Consider the following 19,370-nt stretch of genomic DNA (forward strand, 5'->3'; position numbering starts at 1 on the left):
TTTCGCCGACCTTGACTGGCGATGTAGTTCTGGACGTAGGGCTTGCGGTGATCGGGGTGACCCGGATCGCCGAGGTCCTTGCCGCTGCCGGTCTCCAAGTTCTCGATCCAAGGCAGGCCGAGGTCGTCGATCTGCTCGCGCGTCAGACCGATGCGCTCGACGCGGATCGGCGACGGATCGAAGTCGACGCCCTTGACGTTGGCGCAGTCCATCAGGTTCGACTTGATGACATCGGAGATCAGCAGGCCAGCGGGATCGTGGTCGCCGACGTAGAGCAGCACGCACTTCCGCACGGCTTCGTGGTGGGTCTTGAACCGCATCAGCATTCGGCGGCGCAGGTTGATGTCGGCGAAGCCCTTGCTGGGTCAAGGGGTCGTCGGTTCGAATCCGGCCACTCCGACCATTAAATCCTTGAGATCCCTAGTTTTTATTGAAGGCGCTTCTGGCGCCTTTTCCATTTTCGGAACGAAAGGCGCTCAAATCGCCCGTTTTCGGAACTCGGAGTCCCGAAAAGTCCCGAAGTGAAAGCCCGAATGTTCTGCATTCGTGGGCCTCGGCTACTCCGAATCTAGCCTGCGTAACTCCTCTAAGGGAACCCGAAATGCGTATCCTTTCTGTTGTGCTCGCCACCAACCCTGGTCTGTTGTGCTCGCCACCAACCCTGGCGACGCGCGTTTTCCGGGCGTCGCCAAGTTCGATGCAGAGATCACAGCCGCCTCGAGCGCCATCCACGAAGCCCCCTATGACCACTTCCCACGCCGTCACCATCGGCGACGGCACCGTTCAAGCTCGCCGCATAAGTTGGAACGAATTCTGGAAGATCAGGCCAGACTTGAAGCCCGCGAATGACGATGAGCAAGCGCCCCTATGGCGGCTCGCCGAACTCTGCTTCGTCGCTTGCCGTCGGGCGATGCTCGTCATCGACAGGCGGCGATAGCAACGCTTCGGCTTCGGCGCGGCCGTATTCTCTACCAATTTGGAATGCCGCGTAGAGGGCGCCTGCAACGAGCAACAGTCTAAGCATAGTTGTCTCCCTTAGGCGGTAGAAACCATGCGGCCGGCAGATAGTTCCACATGGGTGGAACCTCAACGTTCGACACTCGTTGCCACTGACCGTGGAGCAAGGAGGCGCAGAGGTGGCCCGAAAGAAATCGACCGATACGAGCCGGGTCAAGAAAGGTGCAGAGCTTGAGGTTGAGCACTTGACGGAGGTCACAGACGTGACGCCGAAACAAGCGCGAGCCCTGCTTCGCAAGCACGGGGCCGACTGGCAAAAGCTAAGAGAAGAAGCCGAGATCCAGAAGGAAGACGACTAGGGGCCTTCCGATCCTTGGCTGGCGCGTTTGATTTTTCTACCGACACGCACTTTGCGGAAACGGACTGCCCGGCCTGGCCGGTTCACCACCATCCTGGCGGATGACTTCATGGGGAAATCCAATGTCTTTCAAACAGCTCGATCGACTTGCGCTCGAGGCCGGTATCGCTGTTGATGACAATCGTAGAAAGCCCGAGACCGATGAGATCGAATGGTCGCCATGCCGCGTCAAACGTCCCCTAGGAACGCCTATCACTCGCTCGGGAGACGGCCCTTCACCGGAGCAATTTATCGCGTCGGGTTTGGCTTGGTATGCCGGCGAGCCACGCGAAGCAGCCAATGACAACTGGCCGCTCGCGAAGGTGCTGCGCCGGAACGGCTTAGATCACTGCCTTACATTGGCCGAACGATATCTTGAAGAGTTTCAAATCGCCCATCGTTATGAACTCTGGGTCCGCTGCCTCGACAGCGCGGCCGACGGCCTGTTCGAGCACCCTGACCGCACGCTGCATTTGTTGCATGGGGGAGGTTGTCGCGTCGGATCCTCCGGATCATCCAGCTTAAAATCGTACCTTAGGCGTGTGTAGTCATTTGAAAGAGTGCGCGAGTGGATGAACTTCTCCACGGCCTTTGGCACCACAAGCCCGAGGCTTGCTCTCATCAAGCATTTTGCCGAAATGGTGCTGGTACTCGCGGACTTCATCCGGCGTTTTTGCCCTGGAGCAGAAGGAAGCACCGGAGATAGTTTTCTAGCGCCTGGAAGTAGAGAAACGTTCTCGGGTGATCGGACAGGCTTGGCCCGATCTGTGGGACCACTAGGACATCGGCGTTCAACCTGTAGGTTTTGGCGAAGATGAACACGCCATAGGGCGTCATATCGGCGCCGTAGACCGTCTTTGGCTCTTTCGCTGCAACATCCCCCATGGCTAGGAAGATGCCGCTTTCGAGCCGCGAGGGCAAGACGAGCCGCAAGGGCAAGACGGGCTTCCGCCCGGACGAGGCGAGGCCTGTTCCATCAAAGTCTAACGACTGGGAAAACGCACTGGAAAGCACGTGCAGTAACAGTTGATTCAACCATTACTGGTATTTTGGAGGAGTGTGGTAGCGGCTCCGACAGTGGCGCGGGAAGGCGAATTGCCGGAGCCGCCAGCGCAGCCCGTTTGGGGTTTAGACCGCGCCGTCCTGTTCTGGGACAGCGCGGTCAACGATTCATTAAAATTTTCCGGAACTAATTAAGAGCATGCTAATTGAATCGCGGTTTTGCGAGTCAAAGCATGCGTTTGAAGTTTGTCCCGCCACTAATGCCGACCTTGGTCGACAAGCCGCCCAAAAGTGACGATTGGCTTCATGAAGCTAAGTTCGACGGCTACAGGTCACAAATCATCATCGAAAACGCGGACATTCGCATTTTCACCCGGCGCGGCCTTGATTGGACTGCCAAATACCGCGACCTAGCGACGGCGGCCAAGACGATGGACGTCGAGAGTGCCATTATCGACGGCGAAATCATCGTCTTGAACGAGGATGGTATTTCGCTGCGAAGAGAGCGGGAAAAGCAAATCTTAAACCAAGTTAAGCTTGGTCCGCGCGGTCTAAGCATGATCCTGCTTTGCGCAAAATTCAAGCCATCTCTAATATGGGTAGTTGGTCAGTTTGAAATCCAAAAGCCGGAAGTAGATCTCATCCGGCTGGATTGAACTTGTGCCATTGGGCGCGAAGAAGCACGTCCATCTGAATCTGTGATAGGCCTCGAACTTCATATGGGGAATGATCGTTCGATAAAACGTCGTTAGCCGTTCGCAGATATGGTATCGATCATCAGGCGAGGTCTGGACACGCTCTCTGGGGATAAACCACTCCGCTTCCTGGGTTTCATTCAAGTAAGCGGGGCGCGGCAGCCTGACGAAATAGCCGTCTTTAGTCATCCTGACGTCGTTGGAATCGATCGGGTGGCAATCCTTGTTTCCGCAGCAGTCATAGTGAAGAACGGGATCAGTCTTGCCCGTATACCAATCATGGGCGTCTGCATCGCCGGGCAGCACAAGCCACGCCAATGCAATGTGTCCTAGCAACTGTCTCATGGAACTAGCCCCTCACCATTTTGCGTATAGCATATTAGTGAGAGCTAATCATAGCGCTGAAAGTTGCATTGATTTCACGCAGAGGTCGACGAAGCTCGACATCGAGGCGCTGACTGACAGGCTCGGCCGTGACCACGGCTCGATGCATGACGACCTGGTCGGGCTCTTTATCTGCTCAAATTGCAAGGCTGCCGGCCGTGTCCGCCGGCAGGTGTTCTTCACATGCATTCCTGACTACGAAGGCCAGCAGCGGGCGCGCAATCGCGACTGGAAGCCGACCTTCGAAAGTGAAGGGCTCGAAACGCGGGAACCTTTCATCCGCGAGCCGCTTTGTGTGCATGTCCCAAGCCGTGCAACCACCCATATTGCCAAAGGGTAGCCCAGATCGGGACGTCAACTGTGAAGTCGCCTTGGAAGTCGCATTTGCAGCCCTGGTGACCGCCTCGGAAGCGCAGGGGTGGACGCCGCGCGAAACGGCTGCAGCCCTACTTAAAATCGCAACGGAGCATGCCCAGCGGTTCAGGCTTGTGCCGGCTGAGCCGCCAAGGTGGCGAACGCGAAGAGGTATGTTGATCGCGGGTGCCGCGCTCGTGTTTTTGCTGTGTGCGGCCATCGTTTGGTGGGGTGCTTAGATGACGATCAACGTTTCGCCCCCCGGATACGGCCGTTGCCGCGGTCGTGTTGATGGCGTTGCCGCCTGGACGTTAGATTGCGCGACGCCTAAGTTCATCCGGCCAGCGCCATGCCGACAGCTATGCCTATGCCCATCACCAGCCCTGCTGCGAGTTCGCGCTATATTCGACGGCAATGGCTAAGACCACCACTCGCTACGCCTACGTGCTGAACGAAGAGCTGGCCGCAGCGATGGACTTGCTCCAAAACGCTGCCGCGAAGTCCCGAAAAAAGCCCCGAACTAGGAAGGGGAAAACGGCATAACGCGATGACTTAAATAGAAATCCGCGTTGCGCCCAATTTCCTCGGGGTCAAGGGGTCGCCGGTTCGATTCCGGCGACTCCGACCATTTCAAAACTTAGACTTGCCCCCAAAAACTTAGACTTGCTTCAGAAATCCATCATGCCGCCGGCGCAGGCAGCGCCAGCGGTCGCAACTGCCGCTGATGGCGGTATTCCAATGCGATGGCGCCCCAGATCAGGCCGAGCAGCAGATAGACATGGCGCCAGTGATCGATGTCGATGAAGGTGCCCAGCCCGATATTGCCGATGAAGGCGACATAGGCGCACAGAAGGTAGGGCTGCCACGGCCTTTCGCGCAGGAGAATGCGGAAGCCGGCTGATATCGTCCAGCAGGTCAGCGTCAGGAACGACACGAAGCCGAGCCAGCCATAATCCATCAGCATCTTTAGCCAGATGTCGTGTGTGTCCTCGCCGAAAATCGTGCCGAAGACGAGTGGGCCGATGCCGAGCGGATGCTCCAGCGCCATCTGGAAACCGATCGTGTAGCGGGCGAAACGGCCGAGGCGGGCGGTGTCGTAGCTCTGTTCCAATTGGGCGCGGCTGGAAAACATCTCCGAGACGCCAGGCAGCTGCAGGACGATGAGCATCGCGATGACCAGCAGCGAGATGGAGGTGACGGTCATGACGACGACACGCAGCCGGAATTTGCCGCTGGCGCTCTGCAGGAACAGGGCGCTGGTGAGCAGGATCGCCGAAACGCCGAACATGCCCCAGGCGCCGCGCGAGAAGGAGAACAAAATGCCGGCCGTGATGATCAGCAGCGGCACCGCCAGCAAGGGCATGCGTGAGACGGGGCCTGTCAGCAGGAGGTAGAGCAGGTAAATGCCGGGCAGCACCAGGAACGGCCCGAACACGTTCGGATCCTGGAAGGCGCCGGTGGCGCGGTCGTATTTTGTGAAGACCTCTGCCCCCAGGAAGGCATGGAAATAGGCTGCTATGCCGAGCAGCGAGGTCAGCACCGCCGACATCACATAGGCCAAGAAGATCACGCGGTAGAGATTGGGCTGGACCGATGTCACCGAGGCGAAGAACACCGCGGTGAAGGCAAGGAACAGCGACACGGAGAGATAGAGCGGAGTGCCGGCAATATCCGACATCTGGGTCATCGAGATCATACCGCCGATGTTCATGACCACCAGCAGCACCAGCAGCGGCGCCGCCGCGCGCGATATCCTCAGGCCGAACAAGCACCACACTATGATCAGCCCGACCATGCAGAGGTCGTATGGCGCCGGCTCGGCGATGACGAAGCCGGACAGAAAGACGCCGAGGAAAACCGCGCCCGACGCAATCAGCGCGATCAGCTTGGCGTTGACTGCAGCCGGCGGCAGTTCATGCGTGACTGCGCTCAATAGGCATTTTCCGTATTGAGCAGCCGGATCGGCGTCAGGAACAGAATCCTCAAATCGAACAGCAGCGACCAGTTCTCGATGTAATAGAGGTCGTATTCCGTCCGCATGCGAATCTTCTCGTTGGTATCCATCTCGCCGCGCCAGCCATTGATCTGCGCCCAGCCGGTGACGCCGGGCTTGACCTTGTGGCGTGCGAAATAGCCGTCGACCACCTCATTGTAGAGAAGGTTGTGCGACTGCGCGGCAATGGCATGCGGGCGCGGCCCGACCAGCGACAGCGAACCGAAAAGCGAATTGAAGAACTGCGGCAACTCATCGATCGAGGTCTTGCGGATGAAGCGGCCGACGCGGGTGACGCGCGGGTCGTTCCTGGTCACCGTCTGCTTGGCCGTCGGGTCCGCCTTGTCCGTGTACATCGAACGGAACTTGTAGACCTCGATGATCTCGTTGTTGAAGCCATGCCGTTTCTGGTGGAACAGCACTGGTCCCTTGCTGTCGAGCTTGATGGCGATTGCGGTCACCAGCATGACCGGCGAGAACACAATGATGCCGATGATCGAGAAGACGATGTCGAAGGCGCGCTTGGCGACCGAATCCCAGTCGTTGATCGGCTTGTCGAAGATATCGAGCATCGGCACCGAGCCGATATAGGAATAGGCGCGCGGCCGAAACTGCAGCGCGTTCGAATGCGCAGAGAGCCGGATATCGACCGGCAGCACCCACAGCTTCTTCAAAAGCTGCAGGACACGCGATTCGGCGGTCAGCGGCAGCGACACGATCAGCATGTCGATGCGGGCGATGCGGGCGAACTCGATGAGCTCGGAAACGGTGCCGAGCTTCGGATATCCGGCGACGATGGGCGGCGAGCGCTTGTCGCCGCGGTCGTCGAAGATGCCGCAGATGCGGATGTCGTTGTAGGGCTGCTTTTCGACAGAGCGGATCAGGACTTCCGCCGCCGTGCCGCCGCCGACGATGACGGCCCGGCGCTCCATGCGCCCGTTGCGCGCCCAGCGCCGGATCAGCTTGGACATCATTAGCCTGAGACCGAAGATCAGCATGAAGCCGACAACGAACCAGGTGCCGAAAAACAGGCGCGAATAGTCTTCCGACATCTTCATGGCGAATGCCGTCAGCGCCATCAAGGCGAAGGTGCCGGCCCAGACCAGCAGGAGACGGCCGAAATTGGCGAGCGGCCGCATCAACGAGACGACCTGGTAGCAGTCGGTGACGTCGAACAGCACCACGGCGAGGAACGAGGCGGCCGCGATCGTCAGCGGGTATTGCCAGGCGAGATGGCTGAAGAAGCCGACATGGTAGAAATAGACGCAGAGGCCCGACAGGAAAAGCAGCGCGAATTCGACCATGCGCAAGACGCCGCTGACCATGATCGGCGACATCGTATCGCGCCGGTATTGCGACGCGACCTGACGGGCGACGTCGTTCATCCCGCCAAGCTTATCGCCGCTGGCCGGGCCGTCGAATTTGCGCACCGCGTCTATCGAAAAGCGGCGTGCGGGATCGATCTCGTTCATGGGTGCATCCGCAAAGCTTTCCCTCAGGTGAATAGCAAAAGAGAGCTAAGAAACCCTTGAAACAACAGGTGGCTTTGGAGAAGCTTTTGGGGCTAGCGCCCTTGGGGCTAACGCTTGAGCGCGGCGAAATAGGCCGTCTCGATCGCGGCGGCCATCACGTCGGCGCCGAATCGCGTCTTGAGGTCGGCGGTGTCGGGCATCACACTGCTATACGCTTCGGGGTCGGCCAGCGCCACGCTCATCTTGCCGGCGAGTTCGCGCGGGTCAGGCCGGATCAGGGCAGGGGAACCGGCTCCGAAGATTTCCGGGATGCCGCCGACGGCGGTGGCGATCATCGATTTGCCGGCGGCGAGCGTTTCCAGCACGATGTAGGGCATGGCTTCCGCGCGCGAGGGAACGACAACCAGTTCGGCCAGCGCGAAGGCCTTTCGCGCCGGCATCGGCGGCAGGAAGCGCATATGGCCTTCGAGCCCGAGCCGCTTCACTTGCGCATGGTAGCGTGGCAGGTCGTCGCCGTCGCCGACCATCACCGCTTTCACCGGGCGGCCAAGCCGCGTTCCGGCAAGGACCAGCGCATCGATGAAGATGTCCGGCCCCTTGAGGTCGCGCATCATGCCGATATAGAGGACGTCGGCCGCAGTCTGCTCGGTCCGCACCGGCTCGAACTCGGCGGCGCTCAGGCCGTTGTAGACAAGGTTGTTCGGGATGGGCGGTTCGCCGACCTTTCTGCGATATGTCTGCCTTTCGTAATCGGAGACAAACAGAAGATAGTCGGTGAAGCGCGCCATGAACCGTTCGAGCGCGAAGAACAGCTTCCCCGTGGCGGTGGTCTCGTCATAATGAAGAGAGCCGCCGTGAGGCGAATAAAGGCGGGCTACGCGAGACCTTGATACCCGCAACAATGAGCCGAACAGGCGGGCATAAGCGCCACCCTTGGCGCCGTGCCCGTGGAGCACGTCCGGCCGCAATTCCTTGATGATCCCAAATGTGCGCCAGGCCGAGGCGAGGTCGCCCGGTCCGACATGCCGCTGCATCGGCGTACGATGGATGCCGAGCGCCATTGTGCCCTTCATCTGTTCGAACAAATGTTCCTCGAAGTCGCCGCCCGTCGTCGAATCGCAGACGATGCCGACGGCATGCCCGGCGGCGGCCTGCGCCTCGGTCAGGTCGCGCACGTGACGAAAAATCCCTCCGACAGGTGAGCGAAAGCAGTGAACGATCCTGAGTGTGTCCGCCACGTGGACTAGAACAGGCGTTCGCGAACATAGACCGTGTCGCCGGGCAGGAGCGGGTCGGAGGTGGCCACGCGACCGGTCATGACTTTGCCGTTGATGTCGCGGGTGATATCGACGCTTTCCTGGTTGGCGCGGGGACTGAAACCGCCGGCGATGGCAATCGCCTTTTGCACGGTCAGGCCGGGAACATAGGAGTACTGGCCCGCGGCACCGACTTCGCCCATGATGAAGATCGGCCGGTAGCGGTCGATCTCGACCGAAACGTCCGGATCGCGCAGGTAACCCTGGCGTAATTTGTCGGCGATCTCGCCTTCAAGTTGCTGTGCGGTGTGGCCGCGCGCCGGTACGGCGCCGACGAGCGGGATCGACAGGTAACCGGATTGGTCGACGCTGTAGAAGTTGGTCAATCCTTCCTGCTCGAACACGGTGACGCGGACCCGGTCGCCGGCGCCGAGGCGATAGGGCTGATCGAGCATTTTATGAAAGGCGGCCGGCGCCGGCCGGTAGCTGGAGCAGCCGGCAAGCAACGACACGGTGAGCAGCGCGCGGAAGAGGGAAGCAGTGCTTTTCATGCCGGACACGTACCTTCGACTGGCCGCTGTTACACCGCGGCAAACTTTGGGAGTCGAGGTCCGTTATCATCCCGTTAGGGTTAATGGCCGGTAAAGGCGCGCGGCCGAAGCGACGAGAGACGGCCGGTTCCGATGCTTTTACCTGCCGCTTGCGAGTAAAAACCTAACAGATGCTTACCGCGATATTAACGGCTGAGTTACCATAGTTGTTTACGGTGCATCCTGACCAATGCATGTCGCCCCAAAAGTGCGCAGCGGTTTTGGGGCAACGACATGCATGAAAACAAGAGCTTAAGCGCGTCGCATGAACCTGTGCAACGCGACGTGCTTTAGGTACCGGAGCAGGATGCATGTCCGTTCAATCCGCGGCCGCAGATGTCGACGTCGATCTCAGGCAGCTCTTCGCAAGCCTTGCGAGGAATTGGCTGCGCATTCTAGTCGTCGCGCTAGTCATAACCGGCCTGGCGTTCGCGCTCACCTGGCTCGCCACGCCGCATTACAGGGCCGAAACACGGCTTTTGATCGAAACGCGTGAATCGGTCTATACGCGCCCCGACGGCACCAATGACAACGACAAGCCGATTCTCGACGAGGAAGGCGTGACCAGCCAGGTCGAGGTCATTTCCTCGACCGACATCCTCAAGCAGGTGGCGCAGAAGCTCAATTTGTCGCGGCTTGCCGAATTCGACGAGACGGCGGACATGCCGGTACTGAGCCGTCTGCTCGTCATCGCCGGTCTGAAAAGCGACCCCAACGAGATTCCGCCGGAAGAACGCGTGCTGACGAAGATGCGCGAGAAGCTCAACGTCTATCGCGTTGAAAAATCTCGCGTTATCGTCATCGAATTCTCCTCGGAAAATCCCCGGCTCGCTGCTGAAATTCCGAACGCCATAGCCGACGCTTACATCTCCGTCCAGGGCAATGCCAATATCGAATCGAATTCCGCCGCGACCGACTGGCTGGCGCCGGAGATCGCCGACCTGTCGAAGCGGGTGAAGGATGCCGAGGCCAAGGTAGCAAGCTACCGCGCCCAGTCCGATCTTTTGATGGGCGGCAACAATTCGGTGCTCGCCACGCAACAGCTTTCCGAACTGTCCAGCGAACTGTCGCGGGTGCGCGCCAATCGCGCCTCGGCGGAAGCGACTGCCGACAGCGTGCGCAGGGCGCTGCAGAATGGCGGCTCGCTGGATGCGGTACCGGAGGTGCTGTCTTCCGAACTCATCCAGCGGCTGCGCGAGCGGCAGGTCGAGCTCAAGACCAACATAGCCGACCTTTCCACCTCATTGCTCGATAATCATCCGCGCATCCGGGCGCTGAAGTCGCAGCTTGCCGATCTCGACCGCCAGATCCGCAACGAGGCCGAAAAGATCATGAAAGGGCTGATGACGCAGGCGCAGACCGCCCAGGCCCGCGAAAACCAGCTTGTCGCCGACGTCAACACGCTGAAGGCGGCATCGGCGCGCGCCGGCGATCAGCAGGTCGAACTGGACGCGCTGCAGCGCGAAGCGACCGCCCAGCGGCAACTGCTCGAATCCTATCTCACCCGTTACCGCGAGGCGTCCTCGCGCAAGGACAGCAACTATCTGCCGGTCGACGCCCGCGTCTTTTCCCGCGCGGTGGCGCCGTCCGAGCCCTATTTCCCAAAAATCCTGCCGATCACCGGTGCGGCCTTCGTCGGCTCGTTGCTGCTGATGGCGACGGTGACGCTTCTGCAAGAGCTGTTTTCGGGTCGCGCCATGCGGCCGGCCGCCGGCGCCCGCTTCGAGCGGATCGAACAGGTCGCGATGCCGGTTGCCCGCGAACCGTCCAACCGCGAACCGGCCGATATCGAGGACGTCGAGGATCGGGCGGAAGCGCAGGCAGAGCCGGAAGCGGCTGCCGCGGCGCCGGCAACTGCCCCAGCAACTGGCGAGGACGTCGAGCCGGCGCGCCCCACCCTTGGCGAGGTCGAAATCGACAGGGCGGTTGAAAAACTGATCACAAGCGCTGCGGCACGCGCCATATTCGTGTCGCCGGAAGGCGACGAGGCGGCCGCCTCGGCGGTGCTGGTGGCGCGTGAGGTTTCCGACGCCGGCCTGCGTGTGCTCCTGCTCGATCTCACCGCTTCGGGCGCCGCCTCGCGGCCGATGCTGGACAGCGGGCTTTTCCCGGGCATCACCAATCTGCTCGCCTCCGAAGCGCAGTTCAGCGACGTGATCCACCCCGATCTCTATTCGGACTGCCACGTCATTCCCGTCGGCACCGCCGCTCCGGTCCGCGCCATGCGCGCCGCCGACCGCCTGCCGATCATCATGCAGTCGCTGACCACCGCCTACGATCTGGTCGTGGTCGAATGCGGACCCGCAGACGCGCAAGGCATCAGCCGCCTTGTCGGCGAGGACACCGAGGTCTTCCTGTCGCTGCTGGAGCCGGACGACGAGGTGGCTCAGGCCGCAGTCGAGCTGATCGAGAGCGGCTATCCCGACCTGACGCTGGTGACGCCGGTCGGCCACGAGACGCCAGGGACGCCGATACCCGGACGGCGCTCCGCCGCCTGAGACGTCCCGGAAATCTCGGCAGCGATCAGCTGTCTTCTTCGCCCGCCGCAGGTGCTGCCTGTCCGGCGGTCCTGCGGCGCAGCATCTTGGTCAGCTTCCAGATCGTCGGGCTGTTCTTGATGACGGCTTTCAGGCGCGCGCCTTGCCGCAGGACGAACACCAGCGCGCGGCCCTTCATCGTCAGCGGAATCAGGACCTCGAAATGCTGGGTCTCGATATCGCACCACAGCCGCTTGTAGGGTTCGTCGCCGACCGAGAAATCATAGACATCGAACCCCCTCTCGCAGGCTTCCTCGATGTTGTCGAAGAACAGGAAGTCGCCGGGGCTGGCATGGGCGACGTCGTCGTCGGCGATCGCTCCGAACTCGCAGATCAGGCGTTTTCCCGAGCGGCTCGATCCGGTGACGGCGCGAAGCTTGCCCGCGACTTCGAGCCCGTGCAGCACGAAGGACGGCGTGTCGTCGGAAAGCGCTTCGACGAACAACGCGCGGAAGAAAGCACGAACCTTCGGCTCGCCGAAGACGTTAGCGACGCCCATCTTGCGGAAGCGGAACTCCTTCATCTCGAAAAATGCATCGAGCAGTCTGTTCACCTCGTCCACTGTCTGCGCCTCGATGCGGCGGTGGCTGCCGACGGCTTCTAACTTGCGCGCCTGCGAGCGGTGCCTCTTGCGCCTGCGCTTGCCGCTCGCGCGGGAGAGCAGCGCATCAAAACCTCCCGCCAAGTCGACGGCCAGCGACAGGTTGGGGCTGGGAAAATGCGGGAGGGATAAAAGCGGATTGGCAATGCCGTCGAGATCGGGCAGCAGCCGTTCCAGTGCGACGAGGTCGATGTCCGGCCGCGCCCTGGCGATCGCCGCCAGCATCGAGCGGACTGCCGCGCCATCCGCCTTGGTCAGCCAAGACGGATCGGCGGCGGCGAAATTGCCGTTGGCATGGCGGCCGCCCATGAAACGGGCGACGCGGAACGGACCGCGGCTGGTGACTTCCAGCGCCAACGAAAAAGCCGGTCGGCCGTCAGCGTTCAGCGTCACTAAGGCGGTGTTCGCTTCGGCATATCTGGCCCAGTTCAGGATCCAGGCCGGGCTTTGCGCCGGCGCGAACAGCGCCGAACCGAAGAACTCGGCATAGCCCGCAAGTGCCGCACCGTCGGCGACCGAGACCGACAGGCCGGCATGATCCGCAGGCAACGCGCGCGGCGCCGCCTCCATTGCTTCGAGCCGATTGCCGTCAAATGACGCGGTGGCGTCAACCATACCTCAATCCTTTAAGGCGTATTCACCGCGATTGGGGGCTCGCATAGGCGCATTCCGTGCTTGGATGAGCCTAGGCGCAAAAGGTGAATGAATGATCGACGGGGGCGAGGCGATCCGGAAACTGGCGCTCAACGTCGTCCGCTATACCGGTCTTGCCCCGCTGGCCAAGCCGTTTGTCGGCGGCATCGGCGCCATCCTGATGCTGCACCGGGTCACCGCGAGGCCGGAAAAACCTGATAGCGTCAACCGGCATCTCAACATCGCGCCGGAGTTCCTCGACGCCGTGATCGCCGATATGACGGTGAACGGCTATACGTTCGTCACGCTGGACGAAGCGATCGAGCGCATCAAGGCCGGCGGCAAGGATGGCCAGTTCGCGGCGATCACCGCCGACGACGCCTACCGCGACAACATGACCGAGGCGCTGCCGGTGCTGGAAAAGCACGGCGCGCCGGTTGCCATCTATGTCGCGCCGGGGCTGACAAACGGCGCCGCCGATCTATGGTGGGAGGTGGTCGAGGACATCGTCAGCGCGCGCGACCGCTTGATTCTGACAACACCGGACAGTCCGGTGACGATCGACTGCTCGACCCCGGGCAAGAAACTCCAGGCCTTTGCACGCCTGCACGACCATCTGACACTGGAGGTCCGCGAGGAGGACCAGGGCGCGGTGCTGCGCGAATTGGCGCGGTCGAACGGCATCGAGCGGGACGCGCGCCAGAGCACTTTGATGAACTGGGACGAGATCCGCGCCATGGCAGGGCATCCGCTGGTGACGATCGGCGCGCACACCGTCAATCATCGCAATCTGAAGCGGCTTCCCGAAGCCGATGCGCGGCACGAGGTCGACGACGTCAGGCGCATCTTGCAGGCCGAACTCGGCGAGGCGCCGCGCCATTTCGCCTATCCCTATGGCTATGCCAGCGCCGTTGGCGACCGCGAAGTCGGCTTTGCCCGCGACGCCGGCTATGCCTCGGCGGTGACAACACGCCACGGCGTGCTGCGCGCCGAACATGCCGGCTTCCTGCACGCGCTGCCGCGCATTTCGCTCAACGGTCGCTATCAGAGCGTTGCCCATATCCGCACGATGCTGTCGGGTGTGACGACGCCGCTGGCCAATGCCGGCAAGATGCTTGTCACCATCTAAGTGGTGAAAGTCTGACACTTGGTACCGGTGGACGGCAAGAACCGACCCCTTGCGGACCATCCCTGATGGGAGGTCAAGGGAACGTCGTGACCCCTAGCTGCCGTTCCGTGGAACCACCTTGGAAGTCCGGGTCAGGTCAAACCCGGTCGTTTGCGAATGGCAATTTTGAAGCCGTGTGCGAAAACGCGATCTTCGGTTGATAGGCGGGACTTATGCCGGTGTCCCGTTGTCGCAAGTGCGCCACGGGATGGAGGTCCAATGGACGATCAATAAAACTAGAATTATGCTGGTATTGGCAGAACCGACTGGGATTGGACTTCTCCGCTACAAAGGCGGAAACTGTGCGTTGAGGTCAAAAGGAATAATTGCCAACGCCGTCCTTCGGGTAAGCTTGGTGCCTCCCTCCTCATCGGCCGCCATTTCCTTTAGGATGCTTCAGGATTGCGGGAGCTGGCTATGGCCGTGGATCGCGTTCAGCGCAGAATGGCTGCCATCCTTGCAGCCGATGTGGTCGGCTACAGCCGGCTGATAGGCAGGGATGAGGAAGGTACTCTTGCGACCCTGAGAGCCTATCGCCAGATCATTGACCGGCTGATTGTGCACCATGAGGGACGGGTGTTCGGCAGCGCCGGAGACAGTGTCATCGCGGAGTTCGCAAGCCCTGTCGAGGCGCTGCGGTGTGCCACCGAAATCCAGTTGGAAATCGATAGACAGAACGCCGACCTCCCCGAGCCAGGCCGCCTGCGATTTCGCATCGGCATCAACCTCGGCGATGTCGTCGTAGAGGGTGACAACCTCATGGGCGACGGCGTCAACGTCGCCGCGCGTTTGGAACCGTTATCACGGCCGGGCGGAATATGTGTCTCCGAGGCGATCTATGCGCAGGCTCGCGATCGGCTTTCGCTCGATTTCATCGATCTTGGCGAGCACAAGGTGAAGAATATCGCCCGGCCTGTGCACGTCTATCGTGTACCCCTCGCTTCGGAGGAACAGGTCAGGTCGCCTTTTCGCGGTCTCGACGTCTTCGAATTTGAAAACGCCGACCTCTTTTTCGGCAGAGCGCGGGCGATCACTGCTTGCACCGAAAGGCTGGAACAGCTCGCAGCCAACGGCAAAGCATTTTTGCTCATCTACGGGATGAGCGGCTCCGGTAAGTCTTCTCTTCTGCGCGCGGGGCTGATGCCTTCAATCACCCGACCCGGCGCAGTGGTAGGCATCAGTTTGTGGCGCCGTTGCCTGATCCGCCCGTCCGAAGGGCCTGATGCTGTCGCCTCGTTGACCGCGGGACTCCTTCGCGAAGGTGCTTTGCCCGAGTTGGCTCTCGAACTGACAGCGGCAGAGCTGACTCAACTCTGTCGAAGCGCTCCCGATCGCGCGATGACTCTGATCCGCCAGGCACTCGGCAAAGCAGCCACCGCCGCTGGCTCGGTCCCTTCGCAAATACGATTGCTGATCGCCATCGATCAGACAGAGGAGCTGTTCACGACGGAGAAGGAACCGGCGTCGCGCGAAGCGCTTGTGCGGCTCTTGGCGGCGTTCGCCGGCAGCGGACTGGTCTGGGTGATTGCGACGATCCGGTCGGATTTCTTTCACCGCTGCGGCGAAGTCCGAGGTTTCTCGGCGCTGAAGGACGGCCTCGGCAGCTATGAGCTCTTGCCGCCGACGAGCCCTGAGATCGCCCAGATCATTCGCGAGCCGGCTCGTGCTGCCGCACTCCGCTTCGAGGAGCGCGCCGATCTGGGGCGGCTCGATGACGTGCTGCAGGACGCGGCAGCCGCCGATCCCGGATCGTTGCCGCTTCTCGAATTCGTTCTCGATGCGCTGTACGAGGTAGGCCGGGAGCGCCGGATCCTCACCTTTGCTGCGTATCGTGCGCTTGGCGGCCTCGAAGGGGCGATCGCGCGCCGCGCCGATGAAGTCGTCGACGCGCTCCCGCCCGACATCCAGGAGGCATTGCCCGCGGTGCTGCGCGCTCTCACCACGGTGCGTCCGGGCGATGAAACTGTTACGGCAAGTCCAGTCCTGCTCAGCGAAGTGGCTGGAAAGCCGGCACGATTGGCTCTCGTCGACGCGTTGATCGCCGCCCGGCTCCTCGTCAGTGATGAAGATGCCGCGGGCCATGTCTTCGTCCGCGTGGCCCATGAGGCGCTGCTCAGCCGCTGGCCGCGCGCCAGCGACATTGTCAACGCGAATAGGAGCTTCCTCGAGACGCGGGCTCGGCTCAAGGCTGACGCCCATCGATGGCACTCGGACAACAAGAACCGCGATCTTTTGCTGCCGTCCGGCAAGCGTCTCGCCGAGGGCGAGGAATTGCTGCTGTCGAGACGCCAGGAAATCGACGATCAAGTCGTTGAATACATCGAGGCGTCCTCACGTGCCCAGAAGGAGAGAGAGGAGAAGGACCGGCAAGCAGAGCGGGCACTGATCGAGGCTGCTGAAGTAGCAAGACGCGAACGCTTGGAGCGCGAGGCCGACCGGCTCGCGGGAGAAGCTGAGCGTCGGGATCTGGCAGCAACTGCTGCGATACAGCTGGCACGACGTACGCGCTATGCGGCCAGTGTCGCGACGGTGTTGGCTCTCTTGGCTGGAGCAGGCGCATTCATTGGGTTCAGAGGACAGCAGGAAGCAATGCGGCAGGCGGTGCTGGCGCAAATGAGCGCCGACAAGGCCAGGTCGGCCGAGAGGAAGGCCCTTGAGGCGCGCGACCAGGCGCTGCGCAACCAGTCTCTTTCGCTTGCGTTTCTTTCGCAGCAAACCGCAACGAGCGGTAATACTGAGGCCGCGGTTTTGCTGGCGCTAGAAGCGCTGCCGACGGGCACATCTGAGCACAGACGCCCATACATCGTTGATGCGGAGGCCGCGCTTTACAAGGCTTTGTTAGCGCATCGTCAAACGAGGATCTTCCATCAAGACGCCAGTGTGACGCATGCAGCTTTCAATCGGACCGGCGACCGCATTGTCACCTCATCGCATGACGCGACGGCACGCATTTGGGACGCCCTGAATGGTACCGAGACTGCGGTTCTGAAGGGCCACCAAGGCGCCGTTGAGAGAGCCGAGTTCAGCCCGGACGGAAGCCGCGTCATTACAGTTGCTAGAGATGGCACCGCGCGCATCTGGAACGCCACCTCAGGGGAGCAGCTCTTTTTACTTCAGCCGGTCGGCAATTTTCCTACGGCGATTTTCAGCCCAAACGGCACCCGGGTGCTGACAGCGGGGGAGAACAGCGATGCATCACTCTGGGACGCTCAAACCGGAAGGAAAATCCTAAGTGTAGAGAGACGTGGAAGCTCCCTGGCTAGCTTTAGTCCCGATGGCCAGAGCTTCGCAATCGCACAACGCGATCAACGCTCCGTTCTTATCTGGAATGCGGAAGATGGCAAACTGAACCGGACTCTGCGGGTTAACGCTTGGCCGTACAGCGTCGCATTCAGCCCGGACGGAAGCCGGCTCCTGATAAGCTCGTGGGGCCCAATTTCATACCCTTTCCTTTCGCATCTTTGGGACGTGTCGAAAGGCATGGAAATTGCGACATTGGCCGGTCACAAGAGCGACACACAATTACAAGGCGTAATGTTCAGTCACGACGGCCGTCGAATTGCGACGGTATCACTCGATGGTAGCGCACGACTCTGGGACGGAATCTCGGGTAATTTGCTTGGCGTGCTCGGCCAGGAGTCCTCGGGGCTCAAACTAAGTTACATGGGCCCGGATGAGCGCGATCAGGAAATGAACAGCGTCTTCAGCCAAGACGATCGGTTCTTGGCTGCCGCTTCCCTCAACGGCACGGTTCGTATTTGGGATGTCGAGCGCACGTCGCTGCTCACCACCATCATCGGCCATGACGCCTTGGTCGAGCACGTGGAATTCAGCCCAGTTAACAACAGCATTCTTCTCACTGCATCGCACGATCGCACCGCTCGGCTCTGGGATATCGACGGGGTTCTGACAACTGCGCTGTCCCATGAATATCCACCGGCCTTTGCGGTCTTTAGTCCCGATAATGTGCACCTTTTGACTGGAGGTGGGGATAGCGCAGCGCACCTGTGGGATGTTGTAAGCGGACGTCAGATAGCCGAGCTTGACACACACGAAACTGTCCAAAGTGCGACGTTCAGCCCTGATGGAAGTCGCGTTGCAACCACATCTCTTGGGGGCCGAGTTCTTGTTTGGGACGTTGCAAGCAGACGCGAGGTCGCGCAGCTCAAATCTCGTGACGGGCTACTTCAAGTTCAATTTAGTCCCAAGGGAGACATGTTAGCGACGGGTTCGGCTCACGGTACCGCACAGTTGTGGGACGCGGCAAGCGGCGCCGAACTGGCCACCATCAAGACAAGCGGGAAGTTGCCACAGGCGATTTTCGGCCAGGACGGGGATCTCGTCCTTACCGCGACGGACGACAACGCTGCCCACCTTTTGAAGACGGACGGAACTGAATTCAAGGTTCTCATCCGGCATCAGAACCGAATCACCGCGGCCGCTTTCAGTCCAGACGGCCAACTGGTTGTCACGGGTTCACTCGACCGCACCGCGCGGATCTGGTCGATCAAGGACGGAAACAGTGTCGCGACGCTGAAGGGCCACAGCGACGAGCTGACAGCAGTCGCGTTCAGCCAGGACGGTCAGTCTCTCCTAACTGCCTCACGCGATGGGACCGTTCGAATCTGGAGCGTTCCGGTAGGAACAGAAAAGGTCGTTCTCAGGGGTCACAGCGGCGCAGTGGACAGCGCGCAAATCAGTCCTAACGGTTTGTATGTCGTGACGACGTCGTCTCAGGATCGCACGGTCAGGCTCTGGGCGGCGCAGTCGGGGCGCGAGATCGCAGTGCTTGCCAGCCGGGAGGACGAGGCCAACCGACCGGCGCTGATGCGCGCGGCTTTCAATTCCGATGGAACGAGGATCGCAATCGTGTCCGGTGATGATAGCGTCCGAATAATTCGCGCGTTCCAAACACCTCTGGACCTCATTGACTACGCACGTGGGATTGTGCCACGCGAACTGACCGCCTGCGAACGGCGACGTTTCTTCCTTCCTGTCGAAGGTGAAGTTGGCGACTGTCCAAGCTGATATCGCTCCAATGCGCTGTCGACCTCACCACGCGATGGTCGGCGTCAGCCGTTCCGAGCTAAGAGCGAATGGCAGTTCTGGCGTTCAAAAATTCCGCCTTGCTGAACCGCAATTTTGAAGCCGGGTGCAAAAAAAGCGATCTTCGGTTGATAAACGGAGCCTATGCCAGCCCACCTTCTCGTACGTGCGCCCTAGAGGAGGTCTAACGGGACGGCCAATCAGCGACGTTTTATGCAGCCAGCGGCAAGGGTGCTAGAGCAAGGGCATTGGTTGAGCGGCCGGGATGCGTCGACTCCCGCCGTT

General features: G+C 60.9%; 14 protein-coding genes and 1 pseudogene. 7 read left to right on the forward strand and 8 right to left on the reverse strand.

Features of this window, described 5'->3' with window-relative positions; translation table 11 throughout:
- Together AC0L3L_RS11590 and AC0L3L_RS11595 are read right to left on the reverse strand one after the other, a co-directional pair.
- Positions 1–320: pseudogene (locus AC0L3L_RS11590) on the reverse strand (terminase); the annotation flags it as partial.
- A 545-nt stretch (positions 321–865) separates the two neighbouring features.
- Positions 866–1,024 (reverse strand): hypothetical protein, encoded by a 159-nt coding sequence (locus AC0L3L_RS11595; protein WP_258117762.1) that lies wholly within the window; start codon positions 1,022–1,024, stop codon positions 866–868.
- Positions 1,025–1,136: 112 nt separating this feature from the next.
- Here AC0L3L_RS11595 and AC0L3L_RS11600 point away from each other — a divergent pair, with 112 nt between their 5' ends.
- Both AC0L3L_RS11600 and AC0L3L_RS11605 read left to right on the forward strand, forming a co-directional pair.
- Entirely contained in the window at positions 1,137–1,316 is a 180-nt protein-coding gene (locus AC0L3L_RS11600; RefSeq protein ID WP_258117761.1) for a DUF3606 domain-containing protein, read from the forward strand.
- A gap of 121 nt (positions 1,317–1,437) precedes the next feature.
- Complete coding sequence (locus AC0L3L_RS11605; protein ID WP_473489897.1) at positions 1,438–1,902, forward strand: hypothetical protein; 465 nt, start codon at positions 1,438–1,440, stop codon at positions 1,900–1,902.
- 112 nt (positions 1,903–2,014) lie between these two features.
- Here AC0L3L_RS11605 and AC0L3L_RS11610 read toward each other — a convergent pair whose 3' ends face one another.
- On the reverse strand, positions 2,015–2,293 hold the full coding sequence (locus AC0L3L_RS11610; protein WP_473637654.1) for a hypothetical protein: 279 nt from the start codon (positions 2,291–2,293) through the stop codon (positions 2,015–2,017).
- A 296-nt stretch (positions 2,294–2,589) separates the two neighbouring features.
- Here AC0L3L_RS11610 and AC0L3L_RS11615 point away from each other — a divergent pair, with 296 nt between their 5' ends.
- Positions 2,590–3,012: an ATP-dependent DNA ligase gene (locus AC0L3L_RS11615; protein ID WP_473489895.1), complete on the forward strand. Its 423-nt coding sequence runs from the start codon at positions 2,590–2,592 to the stop codon at positions 3,010–3,012.
- A 421-nt stretch (positions 3,013–3,433) separates the two neighbouring features.
- Positions 3,434–3,775: a hypothetical protein gene (locus tag AC0L3L_RS11620; protein ID WP_473637655.1), complete on the forward strand. Its 342-nt coding sequence runs from the start codon at positions 3,434–3,436 to the stop codon at positions 3,773–3,775.
- Positions 3,776–4,468: 693 nt separating this feature from the next.
- On the opposite strand, the gene AC0L3L_RS11625 is transcribed toward AC0L3L_RS11620, so the two are convergent.
- The 4 genes from AC0L3L_RS11625 to AC0L3L_RS11640 form a co-directional block, all read right to left on the reverse strand.
- Positions 4,469–5,722: an O-antigen ligase family protein gene (locus tag AC0L3L_RS11625; RefSeq protein ID WP_473637656.1), complete on the reverse strand. Its 1,254-nt coding sequence runs from the start codon at positions 5,720–5,722 to the stop codon at positions 4,469–4,471.
- Positions 5,719–7,254, reverse strand: coding sequence for an undecaprenyl-phosphate glucose phosphotransferase (locus tag AC0L3L_RS11630; RefSeq protein WP_473637657.1), 1,536 nt, complete (start codon positions 7,252–7,254; stop codon positions 5,719–5,721). The genes AC0L3L_RS11625 and AC0L3L_RS11630 overlap by 4 nt, the downstream gene beginning before the upstream one ends.
- Positions 7,255–7,361: 107 nt before the next feature.
- Positions 7,362–8,492 carry a glycosyltransferase family 4 protein gene (locus tag AC0L3L_RS11635; RefSeq protein ID WP_473637658.1) on the reverse strand — a complete coding sequence of 377 codons (1,131 nt, stop codon included), beginning with the start codon at positions 8,490–8,492 and terminating at the stop codon, positions 7,362–7,364.
- 5 nt (positions 8,493–8,497) lie between these two features.
- A complete protein-coding gene (locus AC0L3L_RS11640) occupies positions 8,498–9,061 on the reverse strand; it encodes a polysaccharide biosynthesis/export family protein (protein WP_473637659.1) in 564 nt (187 codons plus the stop codon).
- A gap of 350 nt (positions 9,062–9,411) precedes the next feature.
- On the opposite strand from AC0L3L_RS11640, the gene AC0L3L_RS11645 reads away from it, so the two are divergent.
- Positions 9,412–11,598, forward strand: a complete 2,187-nt coding sequence (locus tag AC0L3L_RS11645) for a GumC family protein (protein ID WP_473637660.1) — start codon at positions 9,412–9,414, stop codon at positions 11,596–11,598.
- A 25-nt stretch (positions 11,599–11,623) separates the two neighbouring features.
- Here the strand turns inward: AC0L3L_RS11645 and AC0L3L_RS11650 are convergent, their stop codons facing one another.
- Positions 11,624–12,853, reverse strand: coding sequence for a GNAT family N-acetyltransferase (locus tag AC0L3L_RS11650; RefSeq protein ID WP_473637661.1), 1,230 nt, complete (start codon positions 12,851–12,853; stop codon positions 11,624–11,626).
- A gap of 91 nt (positions 12,854–12,944) precedes the next feature.
- Between AC0L3L_RS11650 and AC0L3L_RS11655 the strand changes: the two genes are divergently transcribed.
- Positions 12,945–14,000: a polysaccharide deacetylase family protein gene (locus tag AC0L3L_RS11655; RefSeq protein WP_473637662.1), complete on the forward strand. Its 1,056-nt coding sequence runs from the start codon at positions 12,945–12,947 to the stop codon at positions 13,998–14,000.
- Positions 14,001–14,456: 456 nt separating this feature from the next.
- Positions 14,457–19,067, forward strand: coding sequence for an nSTAND1 domain-containing NTPase (locus AC0L3L_RS11660; protein WP_473637663.1), 4,611 nt, complete (start codon positions 14,457–14,459; stop codon positions 19,065–19,067).
- The last annotated feature ends 303 nt before the right edge of the window (positions 19,068–19,370 follow it).

The sequence above is a fragment of the Mesorhizobium sp. WSM4849 genome (assembly GCF_055811385.1).